Genomic DNA, 14,339 nt, shown 5'->3' on the forward strand with positions numbered 1-14,339 from the left:
CCTGCCCCTATCTGCCGGATCGGCAGAAACGCTATGAGTATTTTCTCGCCGGCCAGCTCAGCAGCGCCGAAATTTCCCACTACCTGGCCCTTGGCTGGCGCAAGTTCGGACTCTATTACTTTCGCCCGGCCTGCCCCGATTGCCGGGCCTGTACCCCGCTGCGGATTCCGGTCGCGGAATTCCTTCCTTCGCGCAGCCAGCGGCGCATCCTGAAAAAAGGCGCCGCCCTGACCGCTCATTTCGGTGAATTGCGGCTGACCGACCGGGCCTTTGCCATTTACCGCGACCACTCATCGCGCCGCTTCGGCCAGGAGCCCGACGCCGAGGAATTCATCCTCAACTTCTATATTCCGTCCTGTCCCTCCATGCAGACGGAGGTTCATGTCGATGGCGAGATGGCCGGCCTCGGCTTTCTCGACCGGGGCGACGACTGCCTGAGCAGCGTCTATTTCTGTTTCGATACCGCCTATGCCGATTTCAATCTCGGCACGTTCAGCGTGATCAAGGAGATCGAACAGGCCCGGGCGATGGAGTTGCCCTTTTACTACCTCGGGTACTATGTGCCCGGCTGCCGCTCGCTGGCCTATAAAGACCTGTTCCGTCCGCGCCAGCATTTCGACTGGCAGAGTCAATCCTGGCGGCCCGTTGGCGAAGAGCCCGCGGGTCTGCCGGCCCAGGCGGTATAGCCTTCCTACCAGGCCACCATGCGTTTTCGTTGAACTACGGCGAAACGGGCAAAGACCCGGTCCGATTCGTAGCTGACGCCGATCCCCACTATATCGAACACCCCGCCAAAACGGATATCCCTACCGGCCAATGCCTTGATGCGTTCTTCTTGAGGTGGTTTCCGCAGGTTCCTCACGGGATACTAGGCTGGCCTCGGTCTGCCCTCGGCCAGATCCTGAAAGGCGGTTAGCTGGTTCGGCTCGCCCATGACGCCGATCAGGTCATTGTCGGAGAAACAGAATCCCGGGCTGGGGTTGGTCTGCATCTGCCCCTGGCGCAGGACGCCGACGATGGAGGCGCCGGTGCGTCTGCGGATTTCCATGTCCTTGATGGTTTGGCCGATCAGGGGGCTCTGCTGCGACAGCGCTACCCACGACAATTCCAGCAGGCGGGTGGCATCCTGCAATTGGGTGACTGCCTGGTAGCCCAAATCCCCCTGGTAGAGAGGCGAATAGAGTTCCCGCCGTACCGCGTCGGTGAACCACTGGATTTTGCTGATCGGCATGTCGAGATAGAGCAGGGCCTGGCGGGTGAATTCGAGGCTGGCCTCGAATTCCGGCTGCACCACCTGATAGACCCCTTCCTCGTGCAGGATCTGCATCTCTTCGATGCTCGAGGCGCGGGCGATGATCCGCAGCGACGGTTTGACGGCATGCACCTGGCTGGCGATGGCCGATGAGGTCACCGCGACCGGGGTGGTGATCAGCAGCAGCTTGGCCCGGTCGATTCCCGCCGCCTCGAGGACCACGGCATGGCTGGCGTCGCCGAAGACGGTGGGGAAACCGTCGCGCTTGGCCTGTTCGACCCGCCAGTGGTTCAGTTCGATGATGACGTAGGGGATATCCAGCCGTTGCAGAACGTTGGCCAGGTAACGGCCGACCCGGCCGCCGCCGGCCAGCACCACGTGGTCGCGCAGGCCCTCGTCGGGGATGTTCATGGTCTGCAGCGGTTCGTGCTTGAAGCGGCTCTTGCGCAGGGCGTACAGCGGCGCGGTGAGGGACGACAGGAGCGGGGTCAGGACCATGGTCACTACCGCCACCGTCAGGGTCAGCGAGTAGAGATCCGCACTGATCGAGTCGGTGCTGACGCCGACCCGGGCCAGCACGAAGGAAAATTCACCGACCTGGAACAGGCCGAGCCCGGCGGCGAGAGGGACGACGTTGACGTAGCCGAAAGCGCGGGTGATGCCGAAGAAAATCATGCCCTTGCCGACAATCACCACGGCCACGATGATCAGCACCTGCCAGATGTGCGCGAGCAGAAAAGCCGGGTCGAGCAGCATCCCCACTGAAGTGAAGAAGAGCAGACCGAAGACGTCGCGCAGGGGAATGACGTCGCTCAGGGCCTGGTGGCCATAATCCGATTCGCTCAGGATCATCCCGGCGACGAAGGCGCCGAAGGCAAAAGAGAGGCCGAACAGGTAGGTCCCGTAGCCGACTCCCAGCCCGATGGCGGTGATCGCCAGGGTGAAGAGTTCGCGCGAATTCCAGCCGGCAATGCGTTTCATCAGCCAGGGGATGATGCGGGTGCCGACGAAAATCATCAGCGCCAGGAAGATGGCGGCCTTGACGGCGGCAATCCCGAGGATCGGCAGTCCGCCCTGTGGATCCTTGAGCTGGGGGAGGATGATCATCATCGGCACGATCGCCAGATCCTGCACGATCAGCATGCCGATCATCACCCGGCTCGACAGAGTGCCGAGAATCCCTTGATTCATCAGGGTTTTGAGCACGACCATGGTGCTCGACAGGGAGATCAGGCCGCCGAACCAGAGGGCGGCATCCCGTTCCCAGCCGAAAAAACGGCCGATGGCATAACCGAGGGCCATGGTCAGCAGAATCTGGATCGGCGTGCCGATCAGGGCGACCTTGCGGACCGGTTTCAGCTCTTTCAGCGAAAACTCCAGCCCCAGCGCGAAAAGCAGCAGGGCCACGCCGATTTCGGCCAGCAGCTCGATGTCGTGGGTGTTGGCGACCGTGATTCCGCCGGTATAGGGGCCAACCAGTACGCCGGCCAGAATATAACCGAGGATCAGCGGCTGTTTGAGCTTCTGGGCGACCAGCCCGCCGACCAAGGCGGCCAGTACGATGATAACGATATCTGCAGCAATTCCCATGAATCAGGCATCTCTGGGTTAGAGGTTAAAGGTTTACGACACCCTGGAAAAGGCGTCCATTTTCAATACCTTCTGGTTGTAGGCCAAAAGCAGGTTACTCTTTTTCAGCAATCCGACCACCCGGTAAGGGCGCCGGTGGTCGACCACCGGCAGGGTCGAAAAGGAACGCCCCTCGAAAACCTCGAAGGCCGTTTCAAAGTTGTCATGGGTGCTGATGGTGAAGATATCCCGGGTCATGATCTCTGATGCCACCACCAGTTCGCAGAGGTCGCCCATTTCGGCCAGCACTTCCTTGAGATCGCGCAGGGAAACCATGCCGACCAGTTCGTCGCGGTTGTTGAGAACCGGGAAGTGCGGGTAGGGGCTGTCCTGGGCTTTGGCGATCAGTTTGCCGAGCAGGGTGTCCTCCCTGACCCATTCGAAATCCCCGTCCATGTAGTCTCGCACCAGCATCGAACGCAGCAGGGTGACGTCATGGCCGCGGATCATCCGAATCCCTTTTTTGATCAGCTTGGTTTCGTAAATCGAGTAGCCGTAAACCGTCTGCACCGTGATCAGGCTGGCGATCGAACTGGTCATCACCGGCAGGATGATGTCGAAGTTGTAGGTCAGTTCGAAAATGGTGAAGATCGCGGTGATCGGGGCCAGGGTGGTGCCGGCCACCAGCGCCCCCATGCCGACCAGGCCGTAGGCAGGGTAGGCCGCGGTCATTTCCGGCCAGAGCGCATGCATGCCGCTGCCGAACAGCCCGCCGAGCAGGCCCCCCAGCACCAGCGACGGCGCGAAAATCCCCCCGGAAAAGCCGGCCCCCACCGAAAACGAGGTGGCCGCCAGCTTGAGCACCAGCAGGATCAGCAGCAGGCCGACCGCGGTCTGGGCGCTCAGCATCAGGTTGATGGTCTCGTAGCCGACGCCGAGCACATGGGGGAAGTCAATGGCGATCAGGCCGACCATGAAGCCGCCGATCGCCGGCCGCAGCCAGACCGGAACCCGGCAGAAGGCAAATCCGTCTTCGACCTTGCCCACCGACTTGATGAACGCGACGGCCAGCAGCCCCGCCAGTATCCCGAGCAGCCCGTACAGTGGAATCTCCCAGTAGCTCACCAGTTCGAAGTAGGGAATCTCGAAGGCCGGCAGGCTGCCAAGGAAGTGGTGCGATATGACGGTTGCCGTCACCGAAGATATGGCGATGTGGCTGAGATAGCTGACCTGGAAGTCGACCAGGATGATTTCCGCCGCAAAGAGCATCCCCGCCATCGGTGCGTTGAAGGTGGCGGCGATGCCGGCGGCCGCGCCGCAAGCCAGGAAGACCCGGCGCCACTCATGGGAAAGGCGGATCCACTGGGCGATGGAGGAGCCGACCGATGAGCCCATGTGCACGATCGGGCCCTCCCGGCCAACCGAGGCGCCGGAGCCGATGGAAACGACCGTCGTGGCCAGTTTGAACAGGGTGGTGCGATGACGGATGCGCCCTTCGTGGGCGACCACCGCCTCGATAACCTCGGGAACGCCTGCGCCGCGGGTCTCCGGAGCCCAGAAGGCGATGACCGGCCCGACCAGCAGGCCGCCGATCACCGGGGTAGCGACGATCACATACCAGGGGATGCTGGTCGCCGCACCGACAATGTCGAAAGGGTCGTTCCAGCAAAAAGCGCTGGCATAGAGGAGCAGGTAGCGGAAGCCGACGGCCAGAAAACCGGTCGCAACGCCGATCAGGATCGCGATCAGCAGCAGGGCGATCAGGTTTTCCCGATAGTTTCCAAACCTCCAACGCTGTGACAAGACGTCAGTCCTCCAGGCAATGTCAGGATGATAGCCATGTGCAGAGGGATATTAGCATTTTTTCTACCCGAGTGCATCTGTGGTTTTTTTTACGACATGGCGAATATCAGAGCTTGCCAGGAATAGGTTTCCCCGCACTGATTGTCCGACGGTATCGGCCACCTTGACGGTTCTACAGCTCGGTCACCCATACCCCCACATTGAGGCTCGCTCCCGGAGGTCCAACGAACGAGCCGGCTATGGGTGGTACGGATTCGGGCAATCGAGCCACCGCCACCGCAATGTGATCGGTTCCGGCGACTCCGCCGACGGTGGGATCAAAGCCTTTCCAGCCTGCGCCGGGCAGATAGACTTCGGCCCAGGCATGGGTCGCACCGTAATTGACCGGTGACGGCGGTGCGTGGAGATAGCCACTGACGAACCGCGAGGCGAGCCCGAGGTGGCGTGCTGCCTCCATGAACAGATTCGCGAAGTCACGACAGGAGCCGGTACCATGGGTCAGGGTTTCGCTAGCGGTCTGAACGCCGGGTTCCTCGCGGATCTTGTATGCCAGAGTCTGGTGAATGTGAAGGTTGAGGCGCTGCAGCAGGGCATATGTCTGCAGCTCTTCGCCGGCTTGCCAAAAGCCGGCTATCCATTCCGTCAGCAGTTCGCTGGCAGTCTGTTCGACATAGGGAGACAGCACCACCCAATCGTCTGGGGTGTAGGTAAACGGGTAGTTCGTCGCGTAATCGGCCACCAGAAAGTCGAGCGGCGCCAGATTGTGTTGCTGAATGACGACTTCGCTTTCAATTAATAATTGGCTGGCGGGCGCAGCAAAGGTCGCTATCGCCACAGAATTGTCTTCTACGTCGCGATGCCAGCGCAGGGTCGCCGGAGGGGTGATCTTCAGGGTTGAGGATTCGATGCGCAGCTCATGACCTACACGCGGACGCAGGCGCAAGGCATGTGGTTCGAGCCAGACGGCGGCCGAGAAATTGTAATAAGTGCGATGAAGGATCTTGTAGCGCTGCATAATGATTCCTGATCGCAAATTTCTGCGGGTTTGAGGGGGGGAAGGTTCACGGGCGAGACGGAAGCTCCGTTTGCGCGGACCTTCATCATACAGCGCCAACCGCTTCGGCCCTAGCTTTTTCGGAATGATAGAGGTTTGTCCCCTGCACCGTGTCGTCCCAGCGAACTAACCGTACGGGGCACTTAGTGCGGATGGTATTTCTCGATAAGCGGGGCAAATTTCGTCTTCATCCCGGCCATGATTTCAGCATGGGTGGCCCCAAGGTCATCCCATAAATAGGCCAGTAAAGCTTGCCTGATGCAAACGGCGCATTGCGCTCCATGCTCGTCAAACAGGTCTCCCGGCTCGCCGTTTTTGAAAAAGCAGTAGAGCAGATTGTCGTGGCCGAAGGTCTTGCAGGTGCAATAACAGGGAATTACCTGTGCCTCATCCTCGACATTGGCCGCACCCAGCAGCTCTGGGCGCTTGACGGCTACTTTATAAGCAGCTTCGGTCGCCTGGTCGCCATAAACGTAATCAGGGAGACCGGCAGACGCCCAGTTCTCTCCAGGGTAGTGGGCAGCAAGCGTTTCTGCTGATGCTTGACCCAGTTCTTTCAGTGTCATGTCCATGATAAGGTCGAACTTTTTCTGGCTTTCACTGTTCATGGCCAATGCGGGCAGGGCACAAAAAATAATGAAAAATGCAGTGATTGCAGTAATTGTTTTATCGATATTCATAATGTTTCCTCGAGTGAATTTGCCGGATGAGTGATTTGTTCAATTTTTTCAGGTGATCATTCAATTAAGCCCCGACCCCTGGAGGGGGGACAGTCTAGGTGCTCTCCTTACGGCGACAGCTTGATTCGACGCAATCGCAAGGCATTGCTGACCACCGAAACGGAACTCATGCTCATGGCGGCCGCCGCCAGCATCGGGCTGAGCAGCAGGCCGAAAAAAGGGTAGAGAATGCCGGCGGCGACGGGAACCCCGAGGCTGTTGTAGATAAACGCGAAGAACATGTTCTGGCGGATATTCCGCATGGTGCAGCGGCTGAGGTTGAGCGCCTTGACGATGCCCAGCAGGTCTCCCTTGACCAGCGTGATCCCAGAGCTTTCCATCGCCACCTCGGTGCCCGACCCCATGGCGATCCCGACATCGGCCTGGGCGAGTGCCGGAGCATCGTTGATCCCGTCGCCAGCCATGGCAACAATCCGCCCCTGTTGTTGCAGTTGGCGCACCACCTCGTTTTTACGGTCTGGCGAGACTTCTGCCTCGACCCGATCGATACCGAGTTTTTCAGCCACGGCCCTGGCCGTGGTTTCACTGTCGCCAGTGAGCATCACGACGTTCAGGCCCATGGCGCGCAGTTTCTTGATGGCCTCTGGCGTCGTCCCCTTGATCGGGTCGGAAACGCCGAGAATACCGGCTGCTTCGCCATCGATCGCGACCAGCATGGCCGTCGCCCCTTGCCGGCGCAGGTCCTCGGCCTTATCTTGCAATCCGGACGGATCGACGGACAACTCTTCCAGTAGCTTCTTATTGCCGACGGCTATCACCTGGTCGCCGGTTTTTCCCACCACCCCTTTTCCGGTGCGCGAATTGAAATCGGTTGCTTTGGTCAGCGCCAATTTTTTCTCTTTGGCGGCCGTAACGATCGCCTCGGCCAGGGGATGTTCGCTCCCCTGTTCGAGACTTGCAACCAGCCGCAAAAGATCATCCCCTGCCCATGGCTCTTGCGCATATACGGTGGTCAGCTTCGGTTTGCCTTCAGTAAGGGTGCCGGTCTTGTCGACCACGAGGGTGTCGACCTTCTCGAGATTTTCCAGCGCCTCGGCATTCTTGATCAAGACGCCGTTGGTGGCGCCGAGCCCGGTGCCGACCATGATCGACATGGGCGTGGCCAGGCCGAGGGCGCAGGGGCAGGCGATGATCAGCACCGCAACCGCATTGACCAGCGCGTGCGCCAGGCGCGGTTCCGGACCGACCGATGCCCAGACGACAAAGGTGATGACGCTGATACCGACAACCGCCGGGACGAACCAGCCGGCGACCTTGTCGGCCAGCCCCTGGATCGGCGCGCGGCTGCGCTGCGCTTCGCTGACCATGTGGACGATCTGGGCCAGCAGGGTTTCCCGGCCGACGCGCTCGGCGCGCATGATGAACGTCCCGTTTCGGTTGAGCGTCCCCCCGGTGACGACATCGTCCTTGGTCTTCGACACCGGCAGCGGTTCGCCGGTCAGCATCGATTCGTCGACGGAACTCGCCCCCTCGCCGATAATGCCATCCACCGGAACTTTTTCTCCCGGGCGGACGCGCAGTCGATCTCCCGGCTGCACCTGTTCCAGGGGGATGTCCTCTTCGTTGCCATTGTCACGGACGATCCTGGCCGTTTTCGGGGCCAGGCCGAGCAGGGCCCTGATGGCCCCGCTGGTCCGTTGCCGGGCGCGCAATTCCAGAACCTGGCCGAGCAGAACCAGGGTGATGATGACCGCCGCCGCCTCGAAATATACGGCGACATTCCCCTCGGGGCCACGGAAGGACCGTGGAAAGGCCGAGGGTATCAAACTGGCCGCGAGGCTGTAGAGATAGGCGACCCCGGTGCCGAGGCCGATCAGGGTGAACATGTTCAGATTTCTGCTCAGCACCGATTTGTAGCCGCGCACGAAGAACGGCCATCCCCCCCAGAGGACGACCGGGGTGGCCAGAAGAAATTGCAGCCAGGTCTGGGTCTTACGGCTCAACACCGACTCAACGAACGGGCCGGGAATCATCTCCGACATGGCCAGCAAAAAGACCGGAACGGACAGTCCCAGACTGATCCAGAAGCGCCTGACCATAGACTTGTATTCGGAGTTTTCTTTTTCAGAACCGCTGATTTCCCTGGGTTCGAGCGCCATGCCGCATTTGGGGCAATCTCCCGGGCCGATCTCAATGACTTCGGGATGCATCGGGCAGGTGAACTCCCGGCTGTCGGCCGCTGATGCGGAACCCGCGGCCGCCTGTTGGGCCCTCAGGTAGAATTCGGGGTTATCCTGAAATTTGACCAGGCACTTCTCGGAGCAAAAAAAGTAGTCTTTGCCCTGATGAATGGTCTGTGCCTTGGCTTTGTGCAGATCGACGTCCATTCCGCAGACCGGATCTTTCATGGGGATCCCCTTTGCAGGCGACAGGTTTTTTTATTGATGCAATTGCCGAAGGCGTTTCTGAAGACATCGGTGGTTAATTTTCTGCTATTGGTATGTTTTCACTAAGTATACCAAAAAAATGGTGCAGAAATTCAGTTGGTTAGCGAATGTTGCGGATTCAGGGAAGAGGTGTTTGTCGGATTTGCCTCAGCGGCATGGAGAATGTTCTACACCCGCAAAAAAGCCCCCCCATTCTCGTAACGGTTCATCTGGTGGGTTTGTTTGTGGAAAAGCGTTAACTGGTTCCCAGGTTCGATGGGTTTAGGGCATTCCCTCTGGCAAGAAAATTTCTGGGGCAATGTACGTGTGCCGGCCACTGCAATCCTTTATGTATTCTTCATAAGGAGACCAAAAATTCAGTATTCTTTTGCGTTACAAGAAGAATTCATCGCGCAGATTCTTGGAATGCAGGGTTTGCAGGACTCTTCCACATCGAGCAAATCCCTTCCTCATTCGTTGCAGGGCAACTCGTGAGACACCTCCCAGTTAGCCAGATGTTCAAACTGGAACATTCGGTTTTTCCAGTCCCTTCCTAAGGAGTTCTTTGATCTTTCTTTCAAACCAGTCATAACGCTTTGGTAGTATCCGGTGTTTTTTTCTAGCTAGAAATAATTCGTCATGGATTGGCACTATTAACGAGGCGACATAGAGCAATGATTGATGCTGGAAATGACGAACGGCCATTTCCGGCAATACCGTGAACCCAAGGCCTTCGGATACTGGGATCAATATCTGGTTTATCTGATTGATATAGCCTCTTTTTCTTAGCTTTTCCACGCTATGGAATTGCTCACCAAAATTGGCACTCAACAGACGGTCAGCATAATGAGCGCCATCAGGGTGATCAATAAAACCAACCTCTTCTAGAGTGTCAAAACTTAGGGACTGAGAAGCATAGTCACTTGGCAGAACAAGACACAGAGAGTCAAAGCCTAGCGGTTCATACTCCAATTCAGTCGAAGGAGAAGGTTGGGTTACAATGCCCAGATCTATTACATTTTTTAATATGCTCTGGATTATTCTCTCGTTTGGTGCTGCTTCAACGGCGACGATCAGTCCAGAATGAATTTTTTGTCTTTTCAGAAGATGTGGATATAGAAAGGTCGCCATTGCCCCCGAACAGGCAATACGGCATTCCCCTTTATGTGGGTCATCAAATCGCAATTCCCTGTACAGTTGATCTTCTTCTTGACTTCTCTTGCAACCAAACTGGTAGAGGATTTCCCCTTCTCGGGTCAACTCAAACCGCTTCCCAATCCGGTTCAACAAGGGAACCCCCACCTGTTCTTCCAGCTTTTTAATCTGCTGGCTAACGCCTGGCTGGGTCATATACAGCTTTTCGGCGGTTTGGGTGAAATGACCTACTTCAACCAAAGTGAGAAAGGTATGCAGCCATTGTTGGTTAATCATGGGAGTTGCCCTTTTGATAACGTAATATTATCATCTGCATAATATACGATAATTTTTCTTTTTCAACCCTTCGGGGTATAGTGGTTCAACGAAGAGAGATAAACCACATACCAAAGGAGTTGCTCATGTCGAATTCATATCCGCGTACATTCTCACATATCGGCATTTCGGTGCCGGATCTGGAGGCCGCAGTCAAATTTTATACCGAGGTGCTGGGTTGGTATCTGATTATGGAACCGACCGACGTTGTTGAGGACGATAGCGCTATTGGTGAAATGTGTACCGATGTTTTTGGGGCCGGATGGGAAAAATTTCGCATTGCCCACCTGTCAACAGGAGATCGCATCGGTGTCGAACTGTTTGAATTTAAGAACCAAACGAATCCAGAAGATAATTTCGAATACTGGAAAACCGGTATTTTCCATTTTTGTGTGCAAGACCCCAATGTCGAAGAGTTGGCCGACAAGATTGTCGCTGCTGGCGGTAAACGACGCATGAAGGCACCTCGCTACTACTACCCGGGGGAAAAGCCGTATCGCATGATCTATATGGAAGACCCGTTCGGCAACATCCTGGAAATCTACAGCCACAGTTATGAGCTGCATTACTCAAGTGGTGCATACAAATAAGCTTCTCATAAACCACTGTCTATCAGACGAAAAAAGCCCCCGATCACCGGACCGGGGGCTTTTCTTATGATGCGCCATATTTTGGACGATTCCAGGGGCGGCGGCTCGTGATGTTCTGATTCGCAGGGTAATGTTTGTTATCCATCATACTCTTTGTGGATCAAATATCGGTGACATAACTTATCGGACAGAAGTGACAACCTGCCTGATCCCACCGAAAGGCGTCTCCTTTTAAGGGAGAGGTCTTTCGGTGACCGGTTCTTTTCGGGCTCCGTCATTCCAGGTTGGCGTTGACGAATTCCCAGTTGATCAGATGGTCGAGGCAGGCTTGCAGAAAATCCTGACGGCGATTCTGGTAGTCGAGATAGTAGGCATGCTCCCAAACATCGACCACCAGCACCGGTTTGACCCCCTGGACCAGCGGCGTCTCGGCGTTGGCGCTTTGGACGATGGCCAGTTTCTCTCCCTTGAGGACTAACCAGGCCCAACCGCTGCCGAATTGAGTGACTCCGGCATTTCTGAAATCGGCGCAGAATTTCTCATAGCCACCCAGGTCGGCGTCGATTTTGGTGGCGATTTTGCCGCTCGGTTTGCCGCCACCGCCGGGTTTCAGGCATTTCCAGAAGAAGCTGTGGTTCCAGACTTGGGCTGCGTTGTTAAAGAGCCCCTTTCGAGCCGGATCTGCGGAAGCGGTCTTGATGATGGTTTCCAGATCCTTGCCGGCGAGGTCGGTTCCATCGATGAGCTTGTTGGTGTTGTCGACGTAGGCCTTGTGGTGCTTGCCGTGATGGAACTCGAAGGTTCGTGAGCTGATGTAGGGCTCCAGGGCGCTCTTGTCAAATGGTAGCTCGGGCAGGGTGATCGGCATGGAGGTCTCCTTCTCATGGGTTTTGGCAAATTAAGAATTCAATTTACCACGAAAAGTGCAATCTGCAAGTATCTCCAGGGGCTTGATAGTGGATCGCCGCTGGTTTTCTAGATAATCTCTGCCCGTCTTGAAAATCTCAAATATCACTCCCAAGAGAACACGAAAAGCCCTCGATCACCAGGTCGGGGGCTTCTTCCTGGAAACGCTATTTTTCAAGCAGGTCCGATCGTGCTATTTTCAACAGCCGAAAGCAGGGGGGCTAACCAACTGTTTTTTCGAGTCTTTCTGCTATCCATAATTTGATAATTGATTGCCTGGGAACACCAAGCCGTTGAGCTTCTTTATCAAGGGAGTGGATCATCCAGATCGGAAAGTCAACATTGACCCGTCTTTGTTCATGCTCCGGGCGACGAGCCTTGGAGAGATCGAGGTCATCAATAATGGATTGGCCGTCATCAAACTTTTTGTCAAAATCTTTAGCTTTCATAGAGTCCGATCTCCTCTGTCCGGGAACGCCTGACCGAGATGAGGCGAATGGTCTGATCTCGATAGGTGATGATTGCGGACCAGTGCTTACCGTCGATCTTGCCGATAACGAGATACCTCGGCTCATCGGTGGTTTTTGCTGGTATTTCCAGCAGGTCCGGGTCGTTCCACAAGTTTTGAGCGACGTCGAAATCGATGCCGTGTTTCGAGAAGTTCGAGAGACTTTTATTGGGGTCGAATTCGAATCGCATGGTATAAAAAATATACCTTTAAAGTGTCATTGTCAAGATCGTGGATTGCTCCAGTCTGGGAAGGGACCACTCCGAATAAAAAAAGCCCCAACCGGTTTTTACGGGTTGGGGGCTTTTTCCGATTATGCGCTGTTTTTTGGACACGGCCAGGATGTCGATACCAGGAGTCGGTTTAATGCCCAATATCGAGGGAGGCGCACTGGAATGGGGGTTGTGTGGGAGCTTGTTTGCCACAGGCACTCTGCAATTCAGCCAGCTTCTTGTGCCGGCCGTCGTGGGTGGCGACATCCTTGGCGAAATCCTCCATCGGTAGCCCGGCCTGCTCCGGGGGTCACTGCTGCCACTGATGCAGGGCGGTGAGGATGATGTCGAAATAGCCCGGCTCCCGCACGACTTCTTGATATCCCGGAACGGCTCCCACCCACTTGCCCAGCCGGACGTTGCGTTCCTGTGTGAGATAAAGGGTGGGCAATCCCATAAGCGCCGGTCCGTCCATGCCGGCAGTGGTCACGCCAATCTGGCCCACCAGGCCGTGGCGACATCTCAACTCTTCAAACAGTTGCAGTTGAGCTCGGCGCATGTCCGGCCCCTGGAAGAGCGGATCTTTCCAGCAAAGGGTCAGGTCCACTCCGCTTGGCGGAACAAGCTCTAGCGGAACAGCATCGCCGAAAAAGATGGGTGTGAGCCCGGCATTCAATACCCGTTCAGAAAGCTGACGCAACTCATCGAAACAGGTATTGCGCAGGGCGTCGTGGTCACCCGTTCGTACCCAAAGCAGTACCTTCTGTTCTGGAATCCCTCCCACATTGCCATCGATCCATGATCTTAAGGAAGCCGATGGCGATTCGTCTCCAAGGAACGCTGTGCGAAGGGTGCACTGTGCTCCTGGCGCGTCGGCGTGAAAAGCCTCGGCGATGATATGAGTCAGATGCTTGGGACTCGCCGGACGAGACCGATAGGGGCGAAGGGATCCTTCCAGCCCGGCATCGCGAAGGAATCGTCTGACTTGCAATTCCTGGGCAGCGCCAGGCCTGATCTGAATGGGAATGGCAGCTAGCCCGCTTTTCTCGCAACGAGCGTCGCGAGAAGGCGGAAAGTGCTGTAGATGCAAGGCGCGCCCGGACAAACGCTCGCAGGCATACTGGTCAGTCTGTCGAGAACGTTTGTCCGGGCGCAACGCAGCAGATAGAGTGCTTGCCGCCTTCGCAGTAGCTTGTTTGTGAGGAATGCGGGCTAACAGCGCCGCGGCAGCCAGGTACCAGCCTTCGCCAAAGGAAAAGCCGGGATCGGCATGGAAGGTGTAGGCGCGGTTGCGCTCTGTGACGATTTCCCTGGCGGCTTTTGCGGCAATGTCAGCCCTGTGGGCAATCGCTCTCGCCTTGGCCGTATCAAGTAGCCGGGCAAAACCTGCGGCCTCCACTGCCGCCTCCTCCGCCGTGCAAACGATCTGCTCGACGCGCTGCCAGCCGTCCTCGCAATCTTCCCATGTGGGCGCCCGCTGAGCTCCGCGAGAGAGCTGCCCGGCACCATAGCGCGCATCCTCTGCCCGGGCCGCCTGAGCCCGCAGCAACACCCATTGGAGCAAACCAACCTTACGGCTTTCCTCCATGTTGCCCAACAAAACAACCTGCTCCAGCCGGGATCGATAGTCATCGCGCACCCCGGGCAGATGCAGCGTTCCCTGCAGTGCCGTGGCTTCGGCCAGAAGAGTGGCGGCTATTTGTGTGAGTCCTTCAGAATCTGATTCGTAAGCTTGTAGCTTTGTCACAGGATTTTCTTCGACCATGTTTTCGGCGCCAGCGGCCCGTCGATTTCCAACTCCACATTGTGTAAAAAAGGGCGGGGTCCGCGAGATTTTATCCAGTCGATCATAACGGCCAATCCCTCTTC

At 56.8% G+C, this 14,339-nt stretch carries 13 protein-coding genes; 2 read left to right on the forward strand and 11 right to left on the reverse strand.

Annotated elements, in window-relative coordinates; genetic code table 11:
* Positions 1–686: arginyltransferase (locus ABYV89_RS07645; RefSeq protein WP_432822354.1), on the forward strand; the 686-nt coding region annotated here is incomplete at its 5' end.
* A 5-nt stretch (positions 687–691) separates the two neighbouring features.
* Here ABYV89_RS07645 and ABYV89_RS07650 read toward each other — a convergent pair.
* From ABYV89_RS07650 to ABYV89_RS07680, 7 genes are all read right to left on the reverse strand, one after another.
* A complete protein-coding gene (locus ABYV89_RS07650) occupies positions 692–862 on the reverse strand; it encodes a hypothetical protein (RefSeq protein WP_432822355.1) in 171 nt (56 codons plus the stop codon).
* Between the two features lie 6 nt (positions 863–868).
* Entirely contained in the window at positions 869–2,842 is a 1,974-nt protein-coding gene (locus ABYV89_RS07655; protein ID WP_432822356.1) for a cation:proton antiporter domain-containing protein, read from the reverse strand.
* Positions 2,843–2,875: 33 nt separating this feature from the next.
* A complete protein-coding gene (locus tag ABYV89_RS07660) occupies positions 2,876–4,624 on the reverse strand; it encodes a chloride channel protein (RefSeq protein WP_432822357.1) in 1,749 nt (582 codons plus the stop codon).
* Between the two features lie 172 nt (positions 4,625–4,796).
* A complete protein-coding gene (locus tag ABYV89_RS07665) occupies positions 4,797–5,639 on the reverse strand; it encodes a transglutaminase family protein (protein ID WP_432822358.1) in 843 nt (280 codons plus the stop codon).
* A 182-nt stretch (positions 5,640–5,821) separates the two neighbouring features.
* Positions 5,822–6,358, reverse strand: coding sequence for a PCYCGC motif-containing (lipo)protein (locus ABYV89_RS07670; protein WP_432822359.1), 537 nt, complete (start codon positions 6,356–6,358; stop codon positions 5,822–5,824).
* 107 nt (positions 6,359–6,465) lie between these two features.
* Positions 6,466–8,766, reverse strand: a complete 2,301-nt coding sequence (locus ABYV89_RS07675; RefSeq protein WP_432822360.1) for a heavy metal translocating P-type ATPase — start codon at positions 8,764–8,766, stop codon at positions 6,466–6,468.
* A gap of 537 nt (positions 8,767–9,303) precedes the next feature.
* The gene (locus ABYV89_RS07680; protein ID WP_432822361.1) at positions 9,304–10,215 is read right to left on the reverse strand and encodes a LysR family transcriptional regulator; all 912 of its coding nucleotides are present in this window, start codon (positions 10,213–10,215) and stop codon (positions 9,304–9,306) included.
* Positions 10,216–10,340: 125 nt separating this feature from the next.
* Here ABYV89_RS07680 and ABYV89_RS07685 point away from each other — a divergent pair, with 125 nt between their 5' ends.
* On the forward strand, positions 10,341–10,844 hold the full coding sequence (locus ABYV89_RS07685; protein WP_432822362.1) for a lactoylglutathione lyase family protein: 504 nt from the start codon (positions 10,341–10,343) through the stop codon (positions 10,842–10,844).
* Between the two features lie 274 nt (positions 10,845–11,118).
* Here the strand turns inward: ABYV89_RS07685 and ABYV89_RS07690 are convergent, their stop codons facing one another.
* From ABYV89_RS07690 to ABYV89_RS07705, 4 genes are all read right to left on the reverse strand, one after another.
* Entirely contained in the window at positions 11,119–11,712 is a 594-nt protein-coding gene (locus ABYV89_RS07690) for a superoxide dismutase (protein WP_432822363.1), read from the reverse strand.
* Positions 11,713–11,971: 259 nt separating this feature from the next.
* Entirely contained in the window at positions 11,972–12,199 is a 228-nt protein-coding gene (gene brnA, locus ABYV89_RS07695) for a type II toxin-antitoxin system BrnA family antitoxin (protein ID WP_432822364.1), read from the reverse strand.
* Positions 12,189–12,449, reverse strand: coding sequence for a BrnT family toxin (locus ABYV89_RS07700; protein ID WP_432822365.1), 261 nt, complete (start codon positions 12,447–12,449; stop codon positions 12,189–12,191). The genes brnA and ABYV89_RS07700 overlap by 11 nt, the downstream gene beginning before the upstream one ends.
* Positions 12,450–12,780: 331 nt before the next feature.
* Positions 12,781–14,235: a hypothetical protein gene (locus ABYV89_RS07705; protein ID WP_432822366.1), complete on the reverse strand. Its 1,455-nt coding sequence runs from the start codon at positions 14,233–14,235 to the stop codon at positions 12,781–12,783.
* Between the last annotated feature and the right edge of the window lie 104 nt (positions 14,236–14,339).

It is taken from the genome of Trichloromonas sp., from assembly GCF_041583255.1.
Lineage (GTDB): Bacteria > Desulfobacterota > Desulfuromonadia > Desulfuromonadales > Trichloromonadaceae > Trichloromonas.

Coding starts and splice junctions, on each gene's coding strand:
- ABYV89_RS07655 (WP_432822356.1), bottom strand. CDS start 2,842: ATGGGAATTGCTGCAGATATCGTTATCATCGTACTGGCCGCCTTGGTC.
- ABYV89_RS07675 (WP_432822360.1), bottom strand. CDS start 8,766: ATGAAAGATCCGGTCTGCGGAATGGACGTCGATCTGCACAAAGCCAAG.
- ABYV89_RS07700 (WP_432822365.1), bottom strand. CDS start 12,449: ATGCGATTCGAATTCGACCCCAATAAAAGTCTCTCGAACTTCTCGAAA.
- brnA (WP_432822364.1), bottom strand. CDS start 12,199: ATGAAAGCTAAAGATTTTGACAAAAAGTTTGATGACGGCCAATCCATT.
- ABYV89_RS07665 (WP_432822358.1), bottom strand. CDS start 5,639: ATGCAGCGCTACAAGATCCTTCATCGCACTTATTACAATTTCTCGGCC.
- ABYV89_RS07680 (WP_432822361.1), bottom strand. CDS start 10,215: ATGATTAACCAACAATGGCTGCATACCTTTCTCACTTTGGTTGAAGTA.
- ABYV89_RS07690 (WP_432822363.1), bottom strand. CDS start 11,712: ATGCCGATCACCCTGCCCGAGCTACCATTTGACAAGAGCGCCCTGGAG.
- ABYV89_RS07670 (WP_432822359.1), bottom strand. CDS start 6,358: ATGAATATCGATAAAACAATTACTGCAATCACTGCATTTTTCATTATT.
- ABYV89_RS07705 (WP_432822366.1), bottom strand. CDS start 14,235: ATGGTCGAAGAAAATCCTGTGACAAAGCTACAAGCTTACGAATCAGAT.
- ABYV89_RS07685 (WP_432822362.1), top strand. CDS start 10,341: ATGTCGAATTCATATCCGCGTACATTCTCACATATCGGCATTTCGGTG.